This window comes from Streptomyces pseudogriseolus, assembly GCA_002154585.1.
GTDB classification, from domain to species: domain Bacteria; phylum Actinomycetota; class Actinomycetes; order Streptomycetales; family Streptomycetaceae; genus Streptomyces; species Streptomyces pseudogriseolus.
In genome coordinates this window covers 23,962-45,865 of record MUNG01000033.1, presented here as the reverse complement: position 1 = coordinate 45,865, position 21,904 = coordinate 23,962, and the positions used below count along the sequence as shown (strand labels likewise).

Annotated in this window: 23 protein-coding genes and 1 tRNA gene; 17 read left to right on the top strand and 7 right to left on the bottom strand. The window is 69.6% G+C overall.

The features are described 5' to 3' along the window. The 3 genes from CCN29_RS04860 to CCN29_RS04850 form a co-directional block, all read right to left on the bottom strand. Positions 1-560, bottom strand: a 560-nt coding sequence (locus tag CCN29_RS04860; protein ID WP_143661279.1) for an IS110 family transposase, incomplete at its 3' end; no start/stop codon positions are given. Positions 561-1,089: 529 nt separating this feature from the next. Beyond that, positions 1,090-1,332, bottom strand: coding sequence for a hypothetical protein (locus tag CCN29_RS04855; protein WP_086680204.1), 243 nt, complete (start codon positions 1,330-1,332; stop codon positions 1,090-1,092). Beyond that, complete coding sequence (locus CCN29_RS04850; protein ID WP_086680201.1) at positions 1,329-2,417, bottom strand: DUF1152 domain-containing protein; 1,089 nt, start codon at positions 2,415-2,417, stop codon at positions 1,329-1,331. Before CCN29_RS04850 ends, CCN29_RS04855 begins: the two co-directional genes overlap by 4 nt. Before the next feature lie 85 nt (positions 2,418-2,502). On the opposite strand from CCN29_RS04850, the gene CCN29_RS04845 reads away from it, so the two are divergent. The 13 genes from CCN29_RS04845 (at position 2,503) to CCN29_RS04785 (ending at position 11,043) form a co-directional block, all read left to right on the top strand. Continuing rightward, positions 2,503-3,243 carry a GntR family transcriptional regulator gene (locus CCN29_RS04845; RefSeq protein ID WP_086680199.1) on the top strand — a complete coding sequence of 247 codons (741 nt, stop codon included), beginning with the start codon at positions 2,503-2,505 and terminating at the stop codon, positions 3,241-3,243. A 281-nt stretch (positions 3,244-3,524) separates the two neighbouring features. Further along, complete coding sequence (locus CCN29_RS04840; protein WP_086680197.1) at positions 3,525-3,965, top strand: ATP-binding protein; 441 nt, start codon at positions 3,525-3,527, stop codon at positions 3,963-3,965. An 89-nt stretch (positions 3,966-4,054) separates the two neighbouring features. Next, positions 4,055-4,783 carry a GntR family transcriptional regulator gene (locus CCN29_RS04835; protein WP_086680195.1) on the top strand — a complete coding sequence of 243 codons (729 nt, stop codon included), beginning with the start codon at positions 4,055-4,057 and terminating at the stop codon, positions 4,781-4,783. A 126-nt stretch (positions 4,784-4,909) separates the two neighbouring features. Further along, positions 4,910-5,260 carry an SCO3933 family regulatory protein gene (locus CCN29_RS04830; protein WP_086680193.1) on the top strand — a complete coding sequence of 117 codons (351 nt, stop codon included), beginning with the start codon at positions 4,910-4,912 and terminating at the stop codon, positions 5,258-5,260. Positions 5,261-5,265: 5 nt separating this feature from the next. Next, positions 5,266-6,642, top strand: coding sequence for an FtsK/SpoIIIE domain-containing protein (locus CCN29_RS04825; protein ID WP_086680191.1), 1,377 nt, complete (start codon positions 5,266-5,268; stop codon positions 6,640-6,642). 82 nt (positions 6,643-6,724) lie between these two features. Continuing rightward, entirely contained in the window at positions 6,725-7,354 is a 630-nt protein-coding gene (locus tag CCN29_RS04820; protein ID WP_086680189.1) for a DUF2637 domain-containing protein, read from the top strand. A gap of 18 nt (positions 7,355-7,372) precedes the next feature. Beyond that, the gene (locus tag CCN29_RS04815; protein WP_086680187.1) at positions 7,373-7,564 is read left to right on the top strand and encodes an RING finger protein; all 192 of its coding nucleotides are present in this window, start codon (positions 7,373-7,375) and stop codon (positions 7,562-7,564) included. Next, entirely contained in the window at positions 7,564-7,755 is a 192-nt protein-coding gene (locus tag CCN29_RS04810; RefSeq protein WP_086680185.1) for a mobile element transfer protein, read from the top strand. Before CCN29_RS04815 ends, CCN29_RS04810 begins: the two co-directional genes overlap by 1 nt. 10 nt (positions 7,756-7,765) lie before the next feature. Further along, the gene (locus CCN29_RS04805) at positions 7,766-7,960 is read left to right on the top strand and encodes a hypothetical protein (RefSeq protein WP_086680183.1); all 195 of its coding nucleotides are present in this window, start codon (positions 7,766-7,768) and stop codon (positions 7,958-7,960) included. A gap of 14 nt (positions 7,961-7,974) precedes the next feature. Further along, complete coding sequence (locus CCN29_RS04800; RefSeq protein ID WP_086680181.1) at positions 7,975-8,232, top strand: SpdD protein; 258 nt, start codon at positions 7,975-7,977, stop codon at positions 8,230-8,232. Positions 8,233-8,363: 131 nt separating this feature from the next. Further along, on the top strand, positions 8,364-9,665 hold the full coding sequence (locus CCN29_RS04795) for a replication initiator (RefSeq protein WP_086680179.1): 1,302 nt from the start codon (positions 8,364-8,366) through the stop codon (positions 9,663-9,665). After that, positions 9,662-9,874 (top strand): excisionase family DNA-binding protein, encoded by a 213-nt coding sequence (locus CCN29_RS04790; RefSeq protein ID WP_058916388.1) that lies wholly within the window; start codon positions 9,662-9,664, stop codon positions 9,872-9,874. Before CCN29_RS04795 ends, CCN29_RS04790 begins: the two co-directional genes overlap by 4 nt. Next, positions 9,874-11,043 carry a tyrosine-type recombinase/integrase gene (locus CCN29_RS04785; protein ID WP_086680177.1) on the top strand — a complete coding sequence of 390 codons (1,170 nt, stop codon included), beginning with the start codon at positions 9,874-9,876 and terminating at the stop codon, positions 11,041-11,043. The genes CCN29_RS04790 and CCN29_RS04785 overlap by 1 nt, the downstream gene beginning before the upstream one ends. Before the next feature lie 49 nt (positions 11,044-11,092). On the opposite strand, the gene CCN29_RS04780 is transcribed toward CCN29_RS04785, so the two are convergent. Further along, a tRNA-Gly gene (locus CCN29_RS04780) sits at positions 11,093-11,166 on the bottom strand. A 571-nt stretch (positions 11,167-11,737) separates the two neighbouring features. On the opposite strand from CCN29_RS04780, the gene dcd reads away from it, so the two are divergent. From dcd to CCN29_RS35295, 4 genes are all read left to right on the top strand, one after another. Then, complete coding sequence (gene dcd / locus CCN29_RS04770; RefSeq protein ID WP_006134627.1) at positions 11,738-12,313, top strand: dCTP deaminase; 576 nt, start codon at positions 11,738-11,740, stop codon at positions 12,311-12,313. A 5-nt stretch (positions 12,314-12,318) separates the two neighbouring features. After that, positions 12,319-12,819, top strand: a complete 501-nt coding sequence (locus tag CCN29_RS04765) for a phosphoribosyltransferase (RefSeq protein WP_031017986.1) — start codon at positions 12,319-12,321, stop codon at positions 12,817-12,819. Between the two features lie 70 nt (positions 12,820-12,889). Then, positions 12,890-13,381: a hypothetical protein gene (locus tag CCN29_RS35300; RefSeq protein WP_143661278.1), complete on the top strand. Its 492-nt coding sequence runs from the start codon at positions 12,890-12,892 to the stop codon at positions 13,379-13,381. A 199-nt stretch (positions 13,382-13,580) separates the two neighbouring features. After that, a complete protein-coding gene (locus CCN29_RS35295; protein WP_143661277.1) occupies positions 13,581-14,123 on the top strand; it encodes a hypothetical protein in 543 nt (180 codons plus the stop codon). A 757-nt stretch (positions 14,124-14,880) separates the two neighbouring features. Here the strand turns inward: CCN29_RS35295 and CCN29_RS04755 are convergent. The 3 genes from CCN29_RS04755 to CCN29_RS04745 all read right to left on the bottom strand — a co-directional run bounded on the left by CCN29_RS04755 (position 14,881) and on the right by CCN29_RS04745 (position 21,718). Next, positions 14,881-18,114: an FG-GAP-like repeat-containing protein gene (locus CCN29_RS04755; RefSeq protein WP_086680175.1), complete on the bottom strand. Its 3,234-nt coding sequence runs from the start codon at positions 18,112-18,114 to the stop codon at positions 14,881-14,883. A 215-nt stretch (positions 18,115-18,329) separates the two neighbouring features. Next, the gene (locus CCN29_RS04750) at positions 18,330-19,325 is read right to left on the bottom strand and encodes a Yip1 family protein (RefSeq protein ID WP_037816651.1); all 996 of its coding nucleotides are present in this window, start codon (positions 19,323-19,325) and stop codon (positions 18,330-18,332) included. Positions 19,326-19,435: 110 nt separating this feature from the next. After that, positions 19,436-21,718 carry a (Fe-S)-binding protein gene (locus CCN29_RS04745; protein WP_006134632.1) on the bottom strand — a complete coding sequence of 761 codons (2,283 nt, stop codon included), beginning with the start codon at positions 21,716-21,718 and terminating at the stop codon, positions 19,436-19,438. Between the last annotated feature and the right edge of the window lie 186 nt (positions 21,719-21,904).

The following is a 21,904-nucleotide window of genomic DNA, read 5'->3' as shown; positions in this document are numbered from 1 at the left end:
GCGGCGAGCAGGGTGCGGGTGACGGGGGAGGCGAGGCCTTCGCGGGAGTGCTTGAAGACGGTCAGGAAGCCGGGGAAGTACTCGCGCAGGTGGGAGCGCAGCCGGTTACCGGTTTGGACGCGGTCCCAGACGGCGTCCTGGTGGGCTCGGGCCAGAACGGTGATGGCCTGGGCGAGGTGGCTGTCCGCGGGCAGGGGCCGGTGTTCGGCGGGGTCGGTGCGCAGGATGTGGGCCAGGACCTTGGCGTCGAGGTGGTCGGACTTCTTGCGGCTGAGGGCGTAGCGGTCGCGGTAGCGGGCCGCGGTGAGCGGGTTGATCACGTAGATGGGTCTGCCGGTGGCGCGTAAGCAGGCGACCAGGAGTCCGTGAGAGGTCTCGATGGCGACCGGGATCGGGTCGTCTTGGCTGTCGCCGTGCTGGGCTAGCAGGTTCAGGAGCTGGCTGAGGCCTTCTGGGGTGTCGTGGATGCGGAGCTTGTCCAGGAGGGTGCCGGCTTCGTCGAGCAGTGCGATGTCGTGGTGGTCGGTGGCCCAGTCGATGCCGCAGAACACGCTGGTCATGGTGGTGTCCCTGAGTGGGTGGCGGTGATGTGGTGGACGTCGCCGTGGCGGGGTTGCGCGTCTCCCTAATGGCAGGGCTCGGGGCCCGTCATCCGATTAGCCGTTCGCAATCCCAGCGGTCGCCAGGGGTCTCGGTCAGCTGCGGAACTGGTGCGTTCGCCGAGCGGTGAGAGGTGTTCCCTGGCGGCGGCTTGGACCACGAGAGGTAACGATGCCGCTGATTGTGTGCGAGCGGGGGTGGTGGGGCCGGTCCGCGCGGGACGAAGGCATGAGCGCGGGCCGGCCCCGCCACCCCCGGCGCTGCTTCACTGGGTGGGCAGGCATGTGAGGCCGGCTCTGTCTTGAGAGGTCAGGCCTCAGGAGCGGCTACGGATCACCACATGCCGACCCGCCCAAAGACCCCGGACGGAAAACCGCCTAGCGTCTTACCGCACCATTAGGAGCGCAGGCCCGGCCGGCGGGCGGGCCGCGAGCGGCGAGCGGAGCGAGCCGCCTTGAACCCGTAGAGAAGGTTGTAACTCAGTAGGATTCAGGCTTCGGTTGGCCTATCTGATCGTCTGGCTGCTGTGATCTTGCGCGCCTGTTCCGCGGCACGTTGAAGTGCCTGGGCCACCTGGTCGGCGTCGTCGGCGTTCAGCAGGATCTCTTGTGTCCAGAGGAGCGAGAGCCTGACGGTGCCGTCCTGAAGGTGTACGGCTACGTCGACTTCTGTGCCGTGGCCTGCTGCGTCCCGGATGTCGTCTAGGCCTGGGTCGCTTGCGAACGCGCTCATGCTCCGATGTTCCACAGCGGAGCGTCGTACTGGTCCGGTCGGCTGTTGATGAGGAGCCGACGTAGCTCATCGCGCTGGGAGCCGTTGAGGCTCAGTGCCTCGGTGAGGTGGCGGAACGTGGTGTGGGTGATGCTGCGGGCGCGGGCATCTGCCTGGAACCGGTCGAGCTGGGAGAAGACGTCCTCGGGGGTAAGGGGCACCGATGGCTGGTCCTTCAACCAGGCTGCCTTGTTGCGTTCGTAGTCGATCTCGGAGAAGCCGCAGATCTCGCGGCTGTGGGCCTCGGCCTCGTCCAGGGCGGCGGTCGTCATGATGGCGCGGGCCAGGTTGTTGCGGCTGACCGCGTCATCCAGGTCGACTTCGTGGACCGTGGGTCCCTCGTCGGTGAGGGGGACGGGGAGGCCGGCGTCGCGCACCTCGCAGATGCCGCGGGCTCCTTGGGCTGTTGCGGCGAGCATGGCGGTGGTCTCTGAGGGGTGCCATTCCAGGATGCTGCCGATCGTCTCCACGTCCTCGGCGGTGAAGGTGTGGACGAGGTTGCCGAGCAGGGGACGCAGGTCGTCGGGGGAGATCTCGCCGTCCAGTCCGGGGCCTGCGACCAGGAGGCGGATCGGGGCGTTGACCTGGCAGCAGGCGGCGAGGGTGAGGGCGTCGGCGAGTGGGCTCTTGAGGGTGGGTTCGTCGCCCTGGGCGAGGATGTCGCCGCCGACGTCGAGCAGATCGATCGATGCCGGTGCCAGGTGGGACACCAACTCTTCGAGTTGGCGGGTGATGCCCTCGGCGCCGTGGTGCGGGTCGAGCAGGGCCAGCGTGTGCGGGAGCTCTGCCGCGAGTCGGGGGAGTGTGGAGCCCGCCGGGGCGATCGGCTGGGCCTCGGTCGGCACCGACCAGACGGACTGAGTGACGGGTTCGAGTCCCGTGAAGCTGTCGGCTCCTCGTGGTCCCGGGAGTGGGTCGATCAGGAGGCGGTCCCATGCGTACGTGAGGATCACCGCCTGGTCCTCGTCGCCGTAGAGGGCGGCGTGAAGCATGGCGGCGGCAACTGCGTCGCCTCCTCCTCCTGCTGCGACGATCAACCGCGTCATGCGCTCAGAGTACGGGTTCACGGGTTGGCCACTCACCCTATAGTGGCCAAAGGCCATAGCCACTTGGACGAGGAAGGGAGGGGAGATGCCGCAGATCGAAGAGGCTCAACCGAAGTATCTCCAGATCGCCCACTACATCCGTGACCAGATCCTTCGGGGTGACCTGCGGCCGGGGGACGAGGTCCCCTCGGAACGGCAGCTCGCTGCGGACTGGAAGGTGTCCCGGCCCACGGCCGCGCGCTCGCTGGAGGCGCTGAGCCATCAGGGCTTGGTCGAGAAGCGCCAGGGCTCGGGGACGTACGTGCGTAGCCTCGAAGTGAACCGACGTGCACGGGAGTTGTACGGGCGCGCCCGGCAGACCGGGAAGATCTACACGCCTGGTGAGTACGCGGTGATCACTTCGGCCGGTTGGTTGGAGGCTCCGGACTACGTCGCCGAGGCGCTGGGGCTGGTGAAGGATCGCCGAGCCGTGCACCGCCGGCGGGTGACGAACAACCAGGACGGTCCGATCAACTTGTCCACTTCGTGGTTTGCTGCGGACGTCGGCCAGCGGGCGCCCAAGCTCACGGATCCCGGGCGGATCCAGGAGGGAACGCTCATGTACGTCGAGCGGATGACCGGGCGTCAAGGCAGCTATGCCGAGGACCGTATGTGTGCTCGGTCCGCCACGGACGAGGAAGCAGCCGACCTGGGGTTGGAGCCGGGGTCCGCGGTCCTCATCGTCCATCACGTCGTCTTCGACCTCCAGGACCGCCCTCTGGAGTTCGCCGAAGCCACCTACCCGCCGCATCGCTGGGCGTTCGAGCAGGGCTACCCGCTCACCTGACACTGACTCGCCAGTTCCGGCGAACCGCTTGCGTCTCCGAAGTGGCTAATGCCACTATCCAGAAAGTGGCTAAGGCCACTCGGAGGAGAAGGGGGCACGACGTGACGAGTCGGCGGCCGGTGCAGGGCGCGCGGTTAGTTTGCCGGGGGTGTCGGGGGCGTGGATGGAAGCGCGTCGGCTCCCGAACGGCGCTGGCGCTCTCCGTGGCCAACGACCGCAGCCGTGCCACGTCGAAGCGGCGCTGCCTCGACTGCGACGGCAGCGGCAAGGAGTGAGCACGCATGGCCTACTACACGATCGACCGCCACCCCTGTGAGGACTCACCGCGGCTCGGAGCGATGACCTTGCATCCGGAGCCCGAATCCGTGTCCCGCGCCCGGCGCTGGTTCCGGAAGTTCATCGCTCCCTACAACCCGGCCTGCTCGATCGACGACTGCACGCTGATGATCTCAGAGCTGGTGACCAACGCCATCCGCTACGGGAGGTCGGACGACTCGTGGGTGGTGCGGGTCGAGTGGTACCGCGAGGGAACCGCGCTCCGCGTCGACGTGCACAACCCGGGCTTCCCGGCGAGTGTGCGGCTGCGGCACCCGGAGGCGGACGACGCTCACGGGCGGGGGCTGCTCCTGGTCGACTCCATCGCTGATTCCTGGCGCTCCGGGCCCAGCTGCTTCGGTGGAACGGTCGTCTCCTTCGTGGTCGCCGATGCCTGGCCGGCGTGATGGGATAACCCACCTCTTCTACTGCCACCTTGAATCTGTCGCTAGGCTGGTTGACCAGTTGACTTGGCCAATCTTGACGGGCGGCGTTCATGGCGTATGAAGTGGAGCCACCGAAGTACGTGCGCCTCGCGCAGACGCTTCAGCGGCGCATCGAGGACGGCACGTACGCGCCTGGCACCCGCGTACCGAGCGAGAACCAGTTGGTGCAGGCATTCGGGATGTCCCGCCCGACCGTCGTCCGGGCTCTGGAGCTGCTGAAGCGGGACGGCTGGCTCGAGTCCCGGCAGGGGTACGGCACGATCGTCCGGGGTCGCCCGGAAGTCGTCGAGCAGAAGGACCGGCGAGGGCGTGAGGCGCTGGAGCGCGACGAGTCGCAGGGCGCAGGCCGCCTGATCGAGGTCGGGCACGTGCCTGTCCCGACTCGGGTCGCCTCGGCGCTCGGTCTGCCGAAGAGGGCCGAAGTCCTCATGCGCCGCTTCCTGGTCGAGGAGGACGGCGAAGCTGTCGAGTTGGTCTCGTCGTACTTCCCCGCCGGCCTGGTGGAAGGCACTGAGCTGGAGTCCGGGGAGCCCTTGAGCGGCAGTCCCCGTGAACACCTCGAAGCGCGGAAGAAGGTCCGCTTCGATCACGTGACCGAGCGGGTCTCCGCTCGGCTGCCCGAAGCTCGTGAAGCCGAGCTGCTGGATCTGCCGGACGGCGTCCCCGTGCTGAGTGTCCTGGTCATCGCGTGCGACGCCTCCGGTCGAGCCTTGCAGGTTGCTGACGCCCTACTGCCTGCCGACCGGCAGGAACTCGAAGACACCTACCGTCTGAACTGACCCCCGCCTGGGTCAAGACTTCCGCGATAGCAGCTTGACAAGTCAACCTGTCATCTCTAGCTTCGAACTTGCTAAGTCAACCTGTCAGGTTGGCGGGTTGGTCGACTCTCAGAAGGAGCAATCCCTGTGCGTGTGATTCGCGTTGACGCCTCGACCGCCACGATCCTGCTCACCGAGGCTCCGGCACCGAAGGTGCGCGACCGGCAGACCGGTGAGATCGCCAAGGATGCGGGGACCGGTGAGGCGCTGATGACCGTCGGCGTCGTCTACATCGACGAGGGTGAGTCGTCGCTGATCCAGGTCACCGTCCCGGAAAGCGGCGTGACCGAGGGCCTGACGGTCGGTGCCCCGGTCTCGCTTCCGGGTCTGGTGGCGCGGCCGTGGCAGAGCGTCTTCAACGGCAAGGAGCGGCACGGCATCGCCTACCGGGCGACCGCCGTCGCTCCGGGCGCCTTCCCGATGGCTCAGGCGGGCTGATCGCCGTGACGGATCTGGTGACGTGGGCCGAGCTGGGCGGTTCGCTCGCTGCGATAGGCGGGGCCTCCTACGCCCGGCACGCCTACCCGGCGGTGTACTGGTCCACGGTCGGGTTGCCGCTCTCGGTGGTCCGGCTGCTGGCCTCGTACTCCTCGACCATGGACGCCTGCGGCCTGACCGTCGAACCGCCCCGGTGGCGGGCGCTGGCCGTCCAGGCGACCACCCGCCGTGAGGTCCGGCCGGTTCCTCCTCGCCGGGGCGTCATCCGCTCGACCGCGACCGGCCTGCGCATGCGGTTGCGGCTGGCTCCGGGACAGGAGCCGGCGGACGTGGCGGCCTCCGCCGAACGCCTCCGGCACGCCTGGGGTGTCCACGCCGTCCACGTGCGGGACGTCAAGCCGGGCGTCGTCGAACTGCGGCTCGTCGGCTTCGACGTGCTGCGGAAGGTGCGGATGCCCCGTCGGCTGGACGGTGGTCCGCTTCGGATCCCGGTGGCGTTACGGGAGGACGCGACCGCGCTCGTGCGGGACTACCGGGCCGTGCCGCATGAGCTGGTGCTCGGCGCCACGCTCTCGGGCAAGTCCATGTACCTGCGGAACCTGCTGACCGGGCTGGCTGCTCAGCCGGTGGCTCTGGTCGGGATCGACTGCAAGCGCGGGGTCGAGCTGGCGCCCTTCGCACCGCGGCTCTCCGCCCTGGCGACCGACCCGGACCAAGCGGCCGAGTTGCTTCCCGCGCTCGTGAAGGAAATGGAGGACCGATACGACCTGATCAAGGCCCGGCAGGGCATCGCGCCCGGCACCCCGGAAGAGCTGATCACCTCGGACGTCTGGGGACTGCCGAAGGACGAACGCCCGGCCCCGATTGTGCTCTTCATCGACGAGGTGGCCGAACTCTTCCTCGTCGCCACGCGGAAGGAGGAGGAGCGGCGGGAGGAGATGGTCACCCAGCTCATCCGGCTCGCCCAACTCGGCCGGGCCGCCGGGATCTACCTCGAAGTCTGTGGACAGCGCTTCGGCGCCGAGCTGGGCAAGGGCGCGACCATGCTCCGCGCTCAGCTCACCGGCCGCGTCTGTCACCGTGTGAACGACGAAGCCTCGGCGAAGATGGCGCTCGGCGACATCGCCCCTGAGGCCGTCTTCGCGGCCTGTGCCATCGCCGCCGAGCTGCCCGGCCTGGCCGTCGTCGGCGACACCTCCGGCGGCTGGTCCCGCATCCGTACCCCTTACCTCTCCCTCGCCGACGCCGCGGCCATCTGCCGCGCGACGGCTCACCTCGCCCCCGACGTACCGGCGCTCGATCCCTTCCGGCCGTACGTTCCGCCGATGCCGGTAGAGGCGCCGTCCGGGTCCGTGGTTACGGGCCGTCCGGTCACCGAGTAAGCGCACCCCGCCCACGGCCGGCACGGCCGTCCCGTGCCACGTCCCTACCCCCTCCATGCCTGGAACCGGAAGGAGCTGCGCCGTGCGTGCCCTGCCCGTCCGCATCGACGCCGTACTCGTCCAAGCGCTGATCGCCGCCGCGCTGTCCTTCGCCCATCTGCACGATCTGGCGCTGGCCGCCGGGCAGGACGGCTGGAAGGCGTGGGCCTATCCGGTCTCCGTCGACCTGCTGTTGGTGGCGGCCTGGCGGCGGCTGCGCTCCGGTGAGGCGAAAGCGGCCGGGTGGTGCTGGTTCCTCGTCGCCCTGACCGCCTCGCTCGGCGCCAACGTCGCCACGGCCGGGCTGCTCGACCTGAACGACGTGCCGGACTGGCTGCGCATCCTCGTCGCCGGATGGCCTGCGATCGCCTTCCTCGGCGGGACGCTGCTCGCCCACGGAGCAACCGCGGACACCTCGACGGGGGAACGTGAGTCAGCCCCGAGGCCCACCGCGCCCGAAGCACCTGCCCCCGCACCCGAGTTGCCCGCTGCGGAGCCGGAACCGGCTCCGCCCTCCACGCCCCCGGTCCCGCCGGCGCTCGTCACGCTCGCGCGCAAGGTCGCCGACGAGCACCGCGCCCGGACCGGCACCCCCATCGACACCTCGACCCTTCGCGCCCGGCTCGGTGTCCCGCTGCCGCTGGCCGAATCCCTCTCCACCCACCTGACCTGACCCGGAGGACTTTCCCCCGTGCGACCGTCCACGCTCCGCGCGCTGAAGCGCGCCGCCGAGCTGACCCGACAGAACCGCCTCACCGAAGCCGTGCTCATCGCCGAGCCCGTGATCCTCGCCGCCGACGCGTACGAGGGCGACGAGATCTTGCGATGGCTGGCCGAGCACGTCACCGACTTCACCGGCGAAGACCCGAAGGAGATCCCCTGATGACCGCCAACCGCCGCTTCCGCCGCGTCGTCCGCATCGGCCCTGTGCAGGTCGCCACCTACTACGACGGCCGGGGCCGCGAGAAGCACACCGCCGCCTGCACGGCCCCGCGCTGCGGCTTCGCCACGGACTACGACAGCCGCGCCGCCGCCGAGCTGGCCGCCCGTACCCACCGCTGCGCCGTCCGCTGAAGGAGCTTCCGTGACCGTCTCGCTGCCGCTCGTCTTCGTCCTCGGCATCATCGCCTGGGCCGCGATCAAGTTCCTCGGCGTCCGGCTCTGGGTCGCCGTCGTGATCGCGCTCTTCGGCTTCTGGCTCTCGCACACCTTCCTCGCCCCCGCCATCGAGTCCGGCACCCGCTCCGGGGTCGACGTCGTCAACGGCACCCACGAGTGACAAGGAGATCCGCCGTGTTCCGTCCCAAGCTGCCCGACGTCCCGACTCCGCCGGCACTGCCCGTCACGCCTCAGCAGACGCAGCCTCCGGCTTCTTCGGCCGGTCGTCCGGTCGCCCCGTACGTGGGCATCGGTGCCGGCGCGGTCGCCGCCGTGGTCGTCGTCGGGATCGTGCTCACCGCGCTCCTGGCGGCGGTCGCCGTCTCGGCCGTGTCCGTGGCCATCGCCGCCGTGGTCCTGCGCTCCCTCGTCAGCAGCGCGCACAAGCGCTGACCGGCCGCCGGGGCGGCAAACGCCGCCAAGCATCCCGCCGCCCCGGGGCCGTCCCTTCCGAACCGTCACGACAGCCGAAAGGAACTCCCATCATCACCCGGCAGACTCCGCCTCCACTGGCGGAACTCTCCATGCTGGCCTCCCTCGGCACCCTGCCCGAGCTGGCCCGCCAACTGTCCGGCCTGGGTGGCTGCACTCGCCCGGTACGCCTTGACGGCCACCGCACCGAGTACGCGGTGGACCGGACGACCGGCGAGATCGGCCGCGTCCTGCACCACCTGGACTCATCGACCCTCCCGGCCGGTCAGCTCCTCGTCCGCTGCAACAACCGCCGCGCCACCCGGTGCGCAGCCTGTGCCGAGACCTACCGCCGCGACACCTACCACCTGATCACCGCCGGACTCCGCGGCGGCAAGGGCACCCCCGAACGGGTCGCCACCCACCCGCGCGTCTTCGCCACCTTCACCGCCCCCGGCTTCGGCCCGGTCCACAACCGCCCCTCCGGTGGGCGCCCCTGCCGCTGCGGCCTTCGCCACGACGACCAGGACCCCGCCCTGGGCACACCCCTCGACCCGGACACGTACGACTATGAAGCGGCCGTGCTGTGGAACGCGCACGCCGGGGCCCTCTGGCAACGCTTCTCGATCTACCTCCGCCGGGAGGTCGCCAAGCGAGCCGGCCTCACCCAACGGGCCTTCCGCGACCATGCCCGGGTCTCCTTCGCCAAGGTGGCCGAGTACCAGAAGCGGGGCGCCGTCCACTTCCACGCGGTCATCCGTCTCGACGGCCCCGAGGGCGGCGAAACCGCACCCCCGGCCTGGGCGACGGCCGAGCTGCTGACCGACGCCATCCGCGCTGCCGCCGCTGCCGCTCGCGTCGACGGCCCAGAGGTCGACGGCCGGCCGCACACCTTCGTCTTCGGCCGACAGCTCGACGTCCGTACGATCCGATCCACCGACTTCAACGACGGCCAGGACCTGACCGAACGGGCCGTAGCGGCGTACGTCGCCAAGTACGCCACCAAAGGCGCCGAGACGGCGACGGGCACCCTCGACCGGCCGATCCGCTTCCTCGCCGAGCTGGCCCAAGCACGGATCACCGACCACGCCCGGCGCATGATCCGCACCGCCTGGACCCTGGGCGCACGCCCCGAGCTGGCAGACCTCCGTCTGCGGGCCTGGGCCCACATGCTCGGTTTCCGCGGCCACTTCTCCACCAAGTCCCGCCGCTACTCCACCACCCTCGGCGCCCTCCGCGACGCCCGCGCCGAATGGCGCCGCGCCCAAGCCGTTCCGGTCGTCGACACCGGCCAGGAAACGACTCTCGTCCTCGCGCACTGGGTCTTCGCCGGGACCGGCCTCTCCGGCGCTGAGAGCTGGCTCGCCGCCACCCTCGAACCCGCTCCCGGAACGGAAGGAGAGCCGACCGCATGAACGACCGCTACCTGTCCGTGGACCAGGTCGCCGAGCTGCTGGGGACGACCGCCCGCTTTCCGCGGCGGCTCATCGAGGAGCGGCGCATCCGGTACGTGAAGGTCGGCCGACACGTCCGTATCCCGGCGAGCGCGGTGGAGGAGTTCATCACGTCCCACACGGTGGAGCCACGCCGGCGGCCCCGTGCTCGGTACGGGAGGGCTGCCTGATGGCCAACAGCAGGGGCAGGCGCCGCCGCTTCGGAGCGATCAGACGGCTGCCTTCCGGTCGGTACCAGGCGCGCTATCCCGGACCGGACGGCGTGATGCGTCCGGCTCCCTTCACCTTCGAGACGACGGCCGACGCGGACGACTGGCTCGCCGAGAAGCAGACGGAGATCCGCCGCGGCGAATGGAGGGACCCGGAGGCCGGCGCGGTGGGCTTCCGGGCCTACGCCGACAAGTGGGTGGAGGAACGCGAGTTGGCTCCGCTGACCCGGGATCTCTACCGCTACCTCCTCGACAAGCACCTGACCGCCTTCGCGGACCTGGACCTGGACGAGATCACCGCGCCCCGTGTCCGTGAGTGGCGGGCCGAACGGCTGCGGATCACGGGCGCCAAGACGATCACCGCGAAGGCGTACCGGCTCCTGAAGGCCATCATGGAGACGGCCGTCGACGACGAGCTGATCCAGCGCAACCCGTGCCGGATCAAGGGCGCCGGTAAGGAGAAGGCGGTCGAGCGGCGCATCGCCACCGTGGCCCAGGTCGATGCCCTCGCCAACGCGGTGGGGATGCGGTGGCGGCTGATGGTGTACCTCGGCGCCTACGGTCCGATGAGGCCGGAGGAGCTGGCCGGCCTCCGTCGCCGGGACGTCGACGTCGACACCCTCCGCGTCCGGGTCCGTCTCGCCGAGCCGGAGCGGATGAACGGCCGACGGGTCCAGGGCGAGACCAAGTCGGAGGCGGGGACCCGGACTGTGATCCTTCCCGCGTTCCTCCGCCGGGAGCTCCGGTGGCACCTGGAGTCGTACGCCGAGCCGGGACCGGATGGGTTGGTCTTCGTCGGCGAGAAGGGGGCGCCCTTCCGGCGCAGCACCTTCGGGCGGAAGTGGCGGCGGGCGCGGGAGGTCGTCGGCATGCCCGAGGGCTTCCGGTTCTACGACCTCAGGCACACCGGGCACACACTCTCCACCCGGTCCGGGGCCACCCTCAAGGACACGATGGTCCGCGCCGGGCAGTCGTCCGAGAAGGCCGCGCTGATCTACCAGCACTCCGACGAGGAGCGTCAGGAGGAGGTCGCCGCCGGCCTCGACGCGACCGTCCGGAAGGCTCGGGCCGCCGCTGCCCGGGAGGCCGACGAGAAGCGTTCTGGCACGGATCTGGCACGCGACGAGTGATCACCATGAACAGCAGAAAGGCCCGGGTCTCTGACCTGGGCCTTCTTCGTGGAGCGGGTGACGAGAATCGAACTCGCGCTCTCAGCTTGGGAAGCTGATGTTCTACCATTAAACTACACCCGCGCAAGATCCAGACCCTCCCCACCGGGAGTGATCCGGACGCTCGCTCACTCTACCTCATCGCAGGCACCCGGTGTCCAAGACCTGGGGGCCTGACGGTGTTTCAGGGTGTGGAAGCGGCTGCGGCGGGCATACGGCGGGGCGTACCGTGTGGCCGTCGGCGGGCGTCCGGGGTGCCGCCTGGAGGGCCGTTCCTTTCATCCCGTAACGTGGCTTTTGTCGTCAGGGCAGCAAGCCAGACGCGGCTCTTGGGGAAGGGACTCTTGGACTTGATGGAGCGCACCGTCGTCCGCTGTGCCGATGGGCACGTATTCACCGCCGCCTCGTTCCCGATGCAGCAGGCCGAGCGCCTCGGCCCCGGCCGGCTGCTGCGGTGTCCGCGCTGTGCGCGGCTTCGCAGCGTCGTGCCGGTGACCTTGCAGAAGCGGTAACGGAAAGCACACACGCCGGCAGGCACGCGGCGAGGCAGCCGCACGGCAGCGGCAAGAAGGCGGCGGGAAACCGCAGACAGAGGGCACAGGCGCGCGCGGCGGCCGGATTCGGTCGCCGCGCGCGCCTTGCGTATTCTCGGGGCGTGCTTCTCTCAGACAAGGACATCCGGGCCGAGATCGACGCCGGGCGGGTGCGGATCGATCCCTACGACGCATCCATGGTGCAGCCGTCCAGCATCGACGTACGTCTCGACCGCTACTTCCGGGTGTTCGAGAACCACCGCTACCCCCACATCGACCCCTCCGTGGAGCAGGCGGACCTCACCCGGCTCGTGGAGCCGGAGGGGGACGAGCCTTTCATCCTGCACCCGGGCGAGTTCGTGCTGGCCAGTACGTACGAGGTCATCACGCTGCCCGACGACCTCGCCTCGCGGCTGGAGGGCAAGAGCTCGCTGGGACGGCTCGGGCTGGTGACGCACTCCACCGCCGGGTTCATCGACCCCGGGTTCTCCGGGCACGTGACGCTGGAGCTGAGCAACCTCGCCACGCTCCCCATCAAGCTGTGGCCCGGTATGAAGATCGGGCAGCTCTGCATGTTCCGGCTCACCTCGCCGGCCGAGCACCCGTACGGCAGTGAGCGCTACGGCTCCCGCTACCAGGGGCAGCGCGGGCCCACGGCCTCGCGGTCCTACCTCAACTTCCACCGGACGCAGGTGTGAGCGGCATGCGCGAGAACCTCAGCTACGAGCAGTTCGGCGTGGCCGTGCGCGAGCTCGCCCAGACCATCGCCGACGACGGGTATCAGCCTGACGTGGTGCTCAGCATCGCCCGCGGCGGCGTCTTCGTCGCCGGCGGACTCGCCTACGCGCTCGACTGCAAGAACATCCACCTGGTCAACGTCGAGTTCTACACCGGCGTCGGGACCACCCTCGAGATGCCGGTCATGCTCGCGCCCGTCCCCAACGCGATCGACTTCACCGACAAGAAGGTGCTGATCGCCGACGACGTCGCCGACACCGGCAAGACCCTCAAGCTGGTCCGCGACTTCTGCCTCGACGCCGTCGCCGAGGTGCGCAGCGCCGTCATCTACGAGAAGACGCAGTCGCTGGTGAAGTGCGAGTACGTGTGGAAGCGGACCGACGAGTGGATCAACTTCCCGTGGAGCGTCTTGCCTCCGGTACGTAAGTCGGGCGAGGCGCCGACGGAGAACAAGGAAGCGCTCTGACCTCCGAGAGTCCATCGCGGATACCAGAGCCCATCTGGACCGAAAATGACTGGTTGCGTACTCTCCGGTCATGGAGTGGGGGACTCTGGCGGTTGTCGGACTTGGGGCGGTCCTTGGTGTTGGTGCCACCTTGGTCACCGATGGACTTCGTTCCAGGCGGGAGCAGGAACAGCAGTGGGTGGAGGCGAAGCGGGCCGTTTATGTGCGTTTCCTGGCTGCTCTGGCGCAGGCGCACAGTCGTATGACAGTGGCTGCATGGCGTGAACAACCCGGGCTCGGTCGACAGCAAGCGGTCCATGACGCTTTTTTAAGTGATCCGCAACATAGTGACGCCAAGTCGGTTCTCCGCGAGCTGGCGATAGCTGCCCCTGATCGCGTATACCGGGCGGCGATGTCAACATATGAGCAGCTTCGAGCGGCCCGCGATGTGCTGGCTGTGCATCCAGCCGGAACCGAATCGAGCGAGTATCAGCAGCTGATAAGACCGTTCTTCGCTGCCTTGGAAGACCTACAACGACTGATGCGGGACGATCTGCGTTCACCAGCGACTCGTCGGTCCTGACCTGGTGGGCTTGAGCCCACTGGGCCAGATCCTTCTACAGGTTTTGCCGCTCTCGTGTCCGGTGACCGTCGCGGCCCGTTGTTCCCCGTGGTTTCCCGCTCGATCGGGCACGGATGGGGCACGGTTCTGCCCTGATCGTGCCTTCGTTGGCATCAGCAGTGCTCTAGTTCTCAGGCCGGTGGCCACCTAGCCTCAGACCATGGACTGGTTAAGTGCTGCATGGGTGGGCGTGCTCGGCGGCGCCTCAATGGAAGCCCTCGACATCATCAGATCAGTGCGATGGCACCGACAGATGCCTTGGAATGTGCAGTCGGACACGATCGATCCTCCGCAGCGAAGTGTTGACGTCAGGCCCGGCGAGGAGAACCTGCCGGCACCGGGACGGCTTGCTTATGGTGTCGCGGCGGCGCTTCGCCTGCTTGTCAGCGGGGCCGTGTCCGGAGTCGTGGCGGCTACCTATCCGCCGACGGCAGTGCCGCTGGTTATGTACCTCGTCGGCTTGGGCGCGCTGTCCACCATCGAGAGGTTGACGAAGTTCGCCCCAATCCTGGTCACAGCTCTTGCCAAAGAGGGTGGGGCTGCCGCCTTGGAGTCGGTCCAGCAACCGCAGCAGCCTGCGGCTGCGCCTCTACAGGGTCATCTCCCAGGTCAGCAGACAAGTAGCCCATCGGTCGATGTTCCACCTCCCGATCCAACGTTGGCTGCACAACCGAATGCGACAGGAACCGGTGGTGTGGCATGACGCTGACAGCTGAGTCGTTCGCTGGCCGTGTTCTTGCTGTTTTCTCCCGCCGGTCCCCCGGCTTGCGCTCGTCGGGAAGGAGGCCCCATGTGATCGGCTTGGGTCCGAAGACCCTGCGTGATCAGGACAGAGCTTGCGACCCAAGCAGAGAACCAACCGGGGCCGAGCATGCCCAGAAGATGAGCTCATCCATCGACGAGCAAAAGGCGACCTTCTACCGATGGCACCTAGAACGGGCAGGCGCAAGGTCTTGGGCAACTCACCTGGCCCAGCACCCGGATGACGCGGAAGTAGCGGTGCAGGCCCTGACTCAGGAGAACCTCGAAGCGCTGCAGGCCCGCATGGACGAAGTCTTGGACATCCTCAAAGGGCTCCAGGGGGAGCCTTGGGAGGTTCAACGTGCGAAGTCGTTGGCTCTGGCAGTGGTCAATCAGATACTCGCCGAGCGGCTAGGTCCCCTGCCGTACGGATCCATCACTCTCCCGCAGCCCCGTTCGCGTAGAGTCACGGATGATCTCGACGGCCCAGCGACCCTGCCTATGGAAGAGCCCGCCTACCCGACTACCTAGTGGACGCCTCGCAACCCTCTTTGGAGCGTCCAGCCGCCCGTCGTACGCCGGGACGGGCAGGTGCTCGACGCCTGACGTGAGGCGGCAGGAAGCAGCAGCCGGAAGCAGAACGGGGGCGGCCCCCGGCGGGAGTTTCGGAACTCCGCGCCGGGGGCCGCCCCCGTCTCACCCGTCCGACCGCGCCCGCGTCAGTGCAGGCCCTTGAACGTGTTCCAGCCGCCCGAGCCGACCAGCACCCGGCTGCTGTACGAGCCGGCGCCGGTGGACGCGTACCGCCACAGCTTCCCGGTGGTGTCGCGGGCCAGCAGGTCGGTGCGGCCGTCGCCGGAGAGGTCGCCGGTGCCGACGAGGGCCGAGTAGGCGTTCCAGCCGCCGCCGACCCGCTCCCGCCTGGTCACGCTGCCGGCGGCGGTGCCGTAGTACCGCCACAGGACGCCGGCGGAGTCCTGGCCGAGCAGGTCGCCGCGGCCGTCGCCGTTCAGGTCACCTGCGCCGACGATCCACTTGTACAGCTTCCAGTTCGTCTGGATCTTCACCCGGGCCTTGAGGTGGTGGTCCGCCGTGCCCGCGTAGAAGTAGATGTCCCCGGTCGTGGTCTGGCGGGCGATCAGGTCGACGTGACCGTCGCCGTTCAGGTCGCCCGGCGACGTCAGCTGGTCGTACTGGCCCCAGCCCTGGCCGATCACCGTGTACGGCGAGGTGGCGCCGACGACCTTGCCGCAGCCGGGGCGGTAGGCGCGCAGCTCGTTGCCCACCCGGACCAGTACGTCGGCGCAGCGGTCGCCGTCCACGTCGCCGACGGGCACGAGCACCGTGCCGGCGGGGAACGCCCCGGCGGTCCCGGCGGTGCGGGAGGTCACCCCGCCGGTGCCGTTGCCCCGGTACATCCACACGACCCCGGCGGAGTCCGTCGCCAGCAGGTCGCCGAAGCCGTCGTCGCCCGCCAGGTCCCGCCACACGGCGGCGCCGCCGGTGACCGGCACGGTCCCGGAGACGGACAGGGCCGCGCCGGCGCCGTCGGCGGGCTGCGCGGTCAGGGTCCAGGTGTAGCGGCCGTTCGGGACGTACCGCCCGGCCGCGTCCTTGCCGTCCCAGGAGGCCGACAGGAAGCCGCGCACCTCGCCGCCGGACAGGGTGCGCACGGTCGTGCCGCTCGCCTTGTTCCTCAGGGTCAGCGTCCAGGAGGCGGCGGGCTTCGACAGCCACCAGCGTGACGTCCAGGTCTGCCCGGCCTTGACGGCCAGGGTGGACGACGTCTCCGCGTCGATGACGGCGATCGCGGAGGCCGGGACGCCCGACGGGACGATCCGCACCCGGCGGTCGGCGCCGACGTAGGCGACGTGGCCGCCGAAGCGGTCCACGGTCCAGCCGGCCCGGGGCACGGTCCGGTTGCCCAGCTCCGCGGCGGTGACGATCACGCGCCGGGGCAGGTCCGCCTCGGTGGCGCCGGCCTGGAGGCCGCCGTGCAGGTCGAGGAGGGTCAGGCCGGTCGTGTCCGACTGGCGGACCAGGTAGCCGTCGCCGAGGAGCGCCTTGTCGGTGCCGAGCTTCAGGGAGCGCTTGGCCTGCCGGTCGTAGACGCCGCCGCCCCGGTAGTTGGGCCAGGAGTCGTCGCACTGCCAGTACACCCAGCGCCCCACGGCCTGGAGTTCGCGGGGGACGCAGCCGGCGTCGAAGGTCTCGCCGGCGGCGCCCGTCGACAGGTTCTTCGCCGTCACCGTGGTCGGGAGGTCACGGCCGGGGTCGTCCCAGCTGCCGGTGGCGCTCCACAGGGTGTTGCCCCAGACGGCCGACGCGACGATGTCCCGCTTCTCGAGGACGCCGCCGGTGTCGCCGTCCCCGAAGCGCAGGACGGCCTGCGAGCCGCCCCAGGCCTGATTCACCACGCCGTACCGGCCGGACAGGTCGACGAGTTCGGGGCTGCCGAGTCCGGAGGTCACCCGCGGGCCCCAGGCGGGGTCGCCGTTGCGGTGGAGCATGGTGACGCCCTGCTCGGTGGCGGCCTCACGGCCGTGGTACCCGTCGCCGGAGGCGAACATGGTCACGCAGTAGCCGTTCTCGCTGTCGCCGCAGTCGCTGTCGCGGCCGCTGACGAGGCCGTCGACGGTCGAGTTCAGCTCCTCGGGGCGGCCGGAGGTCTTCAGCCAGGTGCTGCGGTAGGCGCCGACGTAGGTGCCCGGCATGTAGAGCTTGGAGTCGTCGGCGGTGGTGAGGATGCCGCTGCCCAGCGAGATGCCGTACGGCTGGGCCTCACGGTCCTCGATGTCGGCGACGCGCCTGCGGGTGACGGTGCCGTCGGCGGTGGGCGTGACGAGGTAGTACCCCCAGTCGAGCGGGCCGTCGTCGGTGTCGTTCTCGGCGCCGGTCACCAGCAGGGAGCCGTCGGGCGTGCGGTGCAGCGAGGGGGAGGCGACGGTCAGCAGGGACTGCCAGTGGCCCTCGGTGTCCTCCAGGGCGAGGTGGTTGCCGCGGTACTCGTTGTCGCCGGGGTTGGGCGGGGTCACGGTGGCGAAGCCGCCGGCGAAGGGCAGGATCGTGTCGCCGTACGCGCCGACGTCCCGCAGGTCGAGCGTGGTCGGTTCCGCGTCCAGGTCGTCGCGGCGGTACACCTGGGCGGCGTAGGACTCCGGGGCGCCGAGGTGGAAGATCGTGTCCTGGTCGAAGCTCACGCTCTCGCCGTGCGGGGAGAGGGTCTTCACCGTGCCGGTGGCGAGGTCGACGACCCACCACCCCTGCGACATCCGGGTGTCCTCCCACTTGATGGCGCGGACGGCCACGGACCGGGAGTCGCCGGTGCCGACGGTGAGGTTCCAGCCTTCCGGCAGGCCCTCCAGCTTCTGGTCCCGCACCTCGCCGTTCTCCAGGCGCAGCAGGTGCAGATTCGTTTCCGCGTTCTCGGGGCCGGTGCGGGTGACGACGGTGTCGCCGTACGTCGCGACGTACGACTGGCCCTCCGGGATCGGGACGGTGACCGTGGGTCCGTCGCCCGCCCGCTGCTGGAGCGTCACGTGCGGGGTGGGGGACGCCGCGTAGAGGGCGACGGTGTCGGAGCCGTGGCCGAACTCCCCGGGGTGGCCGGAGATGCGGAGGTCGTCCACGTCGTAGGTGAAGGGCTTCGGCAGCCGGTGGTCGAGGACGGTCGTCGCGCCGGTGGCGTAGTCGATCCAGCGGAGGCGGTCGTCGCCCTCCTGCGCGGTCAGGAAGCCGGTCTCGCCGGTGTTGAGGACGACGGTGGCGCGGGGCACGAAGCGGGCGCCGGGGCTGACGACGACGGGTTCGGCGGACGCCGTGGTGGTGCCGGCGGCGGTGGCCGTTCCCGTGGCGGCGCCGATGCCGGCGGTCACGGCGAGCGTGACGGTGAGAGCGATACGGCCGAGCGCACGCCGACGGCGCACGGCCCGCTTGTCCAGCGGACGATTCACGTGTGAGGTCCCTCCCCAGGGCGCTGCGCAGGGGGGCGTTTCACGATGTCGCCGCTCGTCCTGCGCGAGCAGGGCGACAGTAGCAGGAGGTGATCACGGCGCGGCAGGGGCAGGCCCCCGGCGTGACATGCACACCGGGGGCCTGATCGGGCAGGTCCAAGGGCAGGACGGGGGACGGACCGGGCCGGACCGGGAGGGTTCGGGGGCCGGCGGGTCTAGAAGGTGCCGAGCTTCACGATCGACAGCAGCGCGATCAGCTGGATGGACGACGCGCCCAGCGCCTTCGGCCAGGGCAGGTCGTGCGAGCGGCTCACCATCAGGGTGAGGAGCGCGCCGCCCGCCACCCAGGTGGCCCAGCCGAGCAGCTGCACGAACATCGCGTCGCCGCCCGCGAACATGGCGAAGACCAGGCGCGGGGCGTCGCTGATGGACATGATCAGCATGGACAGGCCGACCGTGGGCTGCCAGGCGCCGTTGCCGCCGAGCTGGCGGGCCAGCGTGTGGGTGACCACGCCCAGGACGAACGCGCTGATCACCATCGCCACGGCCGTCGTCAGCACGATCGGGATGGCGTTGGACAGCGTCGCGTTGATGGCGTCCTCGCGGGCGCCGTCGAAGCCGAAGACGGCGAGCAGGCCGTAGAGGAAGGTGACGATGAGGGCGGGGCCCCACATCGTGTAGTCGCGCATCCGCAGGAATGTCTGCTGCGGCGACAGGACGACGCCCTTCAGCAGGTCCTTCCAGTGCAGCCGGGGGCCGACCGGGCCGGGCGGCGGCGCCTGGTAGGCGTCGTCCTGGTGGTACGGGTCGTCGATGGAGAAGGCCTGCGTGTGACCGGGGTTGTTGGCCGCGTACGGGTCGTGCGGGGCGCCGTGCGGTGCGGCGGGGTAGCCGCCGTCGCCGAAGTACTCCGGCTCGCCGTGCCCGCCGTAGCCGCCCGGGCCGCCGTGACCGGCGTGCGGCTGCGGCCAGGGGCTTCCGCCGCCCGTGCCCTGTCCGTAGGTCGGCGGCTGCGGCGCCGGCGGGTAGCCGTACGACGGCGGTGCCTGCCGCCCGTGCGGGGGGTGGGGCGGTCGCCCCTGGGGGGCGCCGTCGTTGTTCCGTCCGCGTCCGATCCTGAATCCAGCCACGTCCCTGAAAGTACCTGGTCCCGGACGGCCGTGTGCCGGGGCCCGGCCACGCGGCAGGGCATTGCTGCCGAGCTGTGACATCCCCTAAGGGGAGTACCCCGATCCGTACTCGGGGCGGCTCCTCGCGTGCTGAAGCGTCGGGAAACGCCGAAGGGGCCGCCCCTCAGGACGGCCCCTTCGCGGACTGCGTGCTACTTCACCGGCTCCGGCTCGGGAGCCGGCTCCGACTCCTCCTCGCCCGCCGGGTCGATCGGGGTCTTGACCGACTCCAGCAGGAGCTGGGCGACGTCGACGACCTGGGTCGACTCCTTGGCCTTGCCCTCGTTCTTCTTGCCGTTGACCGAGTCGGTCAGCATGACCAGGCAGAACGGGCAGGCGGTGGAGATGATGTCCGGGTCGAGGGAGAGGGCCTCGTCGACGCGCTCGTTGTTGATGCGCTTGCCGATCCGCTCCTCCATCCACATCCGGGCGCCGCCGGCGCCGCAGCAGAAGCCGCGCTCCTTGTGGCGGTGCATCTCCTCGTTGCGCAGGCCCGGGACCTTGCCGATGATCTCGCGCGGGGGCGTGTAGATCTTGTTGTGGCGGCCCAGGTAGCACGGGTCGTGGTAGGTGATGAGGCCCTCGACCGGGGTGACCGGGATCAGCTTGCCCTCGTCCACCAGGTGCTGGAGCAGCTGGGTGTGGTGGATGACCTCGTAGTCGCCGCCGAGCTGCGGGTACTCGTTGCCGATCGTGTTGAGGCAGTGCGGGCAGGTGGCGACGATCTTCTTCGCCGACCGGGGCTTCGCGGACTCGGGCGTCACCTTGCCGTCGTCGTCCATCTCCTCGCCGAACGCCATGTTCAGCGCCATGACGTTCTCCATGCCGAGCTCCTGGAACAGGGGCTCGTTGCCGAGGCGGCGGGCGGAGTCACCGGTGCACTTCTCGTCGCCGCCCATGATCGCGAACTTGACGCCCGCGATGTGCAGCAGCTCCGCGAAGGCCTTGGTGGTCTTCTTGGCGCGGTCCTCCAGGGCGCCGGCGCAGCCGACCCAGTACAGGTACTCGACCTCGGTCAGGTCCTCGATGTCCTTGCCGACGACCGGGACCTCGAAGTCGACCTCCTTGAGCCATTCGAGGCGCTGCTTCTTGGCCAGGCCCCAGGGGTTGCCCTTCTTCTCCAGGTTCTTGAGCATCGTGCCCGCCTCGGACGGGAACGCGGACTCGATCATCACCTGGTAGCGGCGCATGTCGACGATGTGGTCGACATGCTCGATGTCGACGGGGCACTGCTCGACGCAGGCGCCGCAGGTGGTGCAGGACCACAGGACGTCCGGGTCGATGACGCCGTTCTCCTCGGCGGTGCCGATCAGCGGACGCTCGGCCTCGGCGAGGGCGGCGGCGGGCACGCCGGCCAGCTGCTCCTCGGACGCCTTCTCCTCGCCCTCCATGGTCTTGCCGCCGCCGGCCAGCAGGTAGGGGGCCTTGGCGTGCGCGTGGTCGCGCAGGGACATGATCAGGAGCTTGGGGGAGAGCGGCTTGCCGGTGTTCCAGGCGGGGCACTGCGACTGGCAGCGGCCGCACTCGGTGCAGGTGGAGAAGTCCAGCAGGCCCTTCCAGGAGAACTGCTCGACCTGGGAGACGCCGAAGACGTCGTCGTCACCGGGGTCGGTGAAGTCGATCGGCCTGCCGCCGGAGGTCATCGGCTGGAGGGCGCCCAGGGCGGTCCCGCCGGTGGCCTCGCGCTTGAACCAGATGTTGGGGAAGGCGAGGAAGCGGTGCCAGGCCACACCCATGTTGGTGTTGAGCGAGACGACGATCATCCAGATGAAGGACGTCCCGATCTTGATCATGGCGGTCAGGTAGACCAGGTTCTGCAGCGTCCCGACGGACAGCCCGTCGAAGGCCTGGACCAGCGGGTACGAGGCGAAGTACGACGCGTCGTAGCTGTCGACGTGGTGCAGGGCGCCCTCGAGGCCGCGCAGCACGTAGATGGCGAGGCCGATGGTGAGGATCACGTACTCGACGAAGTACGCCTGGCCGGCCTTGGAGCCGGTGAAGCGGGACTTGCGGCCGGGCCGGCTCGGCAGGCTGAGCAGGCGGATGACGATCAGCACCGCGATGCCCAGGACCGTCATGACACCGATGAACTCGGTGTACATCTCGAACGGCAGGAAGTCGCCGATGACCGGCAGCACCCAGTCGGCCTGGAAGAGCTGGCCGAAGGCCTGGGCGAGGGTCGGCGGCAGGGTCAGGAAGCCGACGGCGACGAACCAGTGGGCGATGCCGACGACGCCCCACCTGTTCATGCGGGTGTGGCCGAGGAACTCCCGCACCAGGGTCACACTGCGCTGGTAGGGGTTGTCGGTCCGGGTGCCGGCCGGGACGGGCTGGCCCAGCTTGAAGTACCTGACGAACTGGCCGATCGCGCGTGCGAGCAGCGCAACGCCGACCACGGTCAGGACCAGCGACACGATGATCGCGGCGAGTTGCATGGGGGCTCCTCGGGCCTGCGAGGGGTTTCAGGAGGGATGTGGGGGACTTCGCCGGGGGCTCCACCACGGCTTCCCCGAGATTACTAAGCGGTAACTTATGTAGTCCGTCTGAGACTACCCCCATCTCAGGCCGCACTGTAGCCGGGCGCGGGGTGATCTGAATCGCTGAGGGTTGCCTATGAAGGC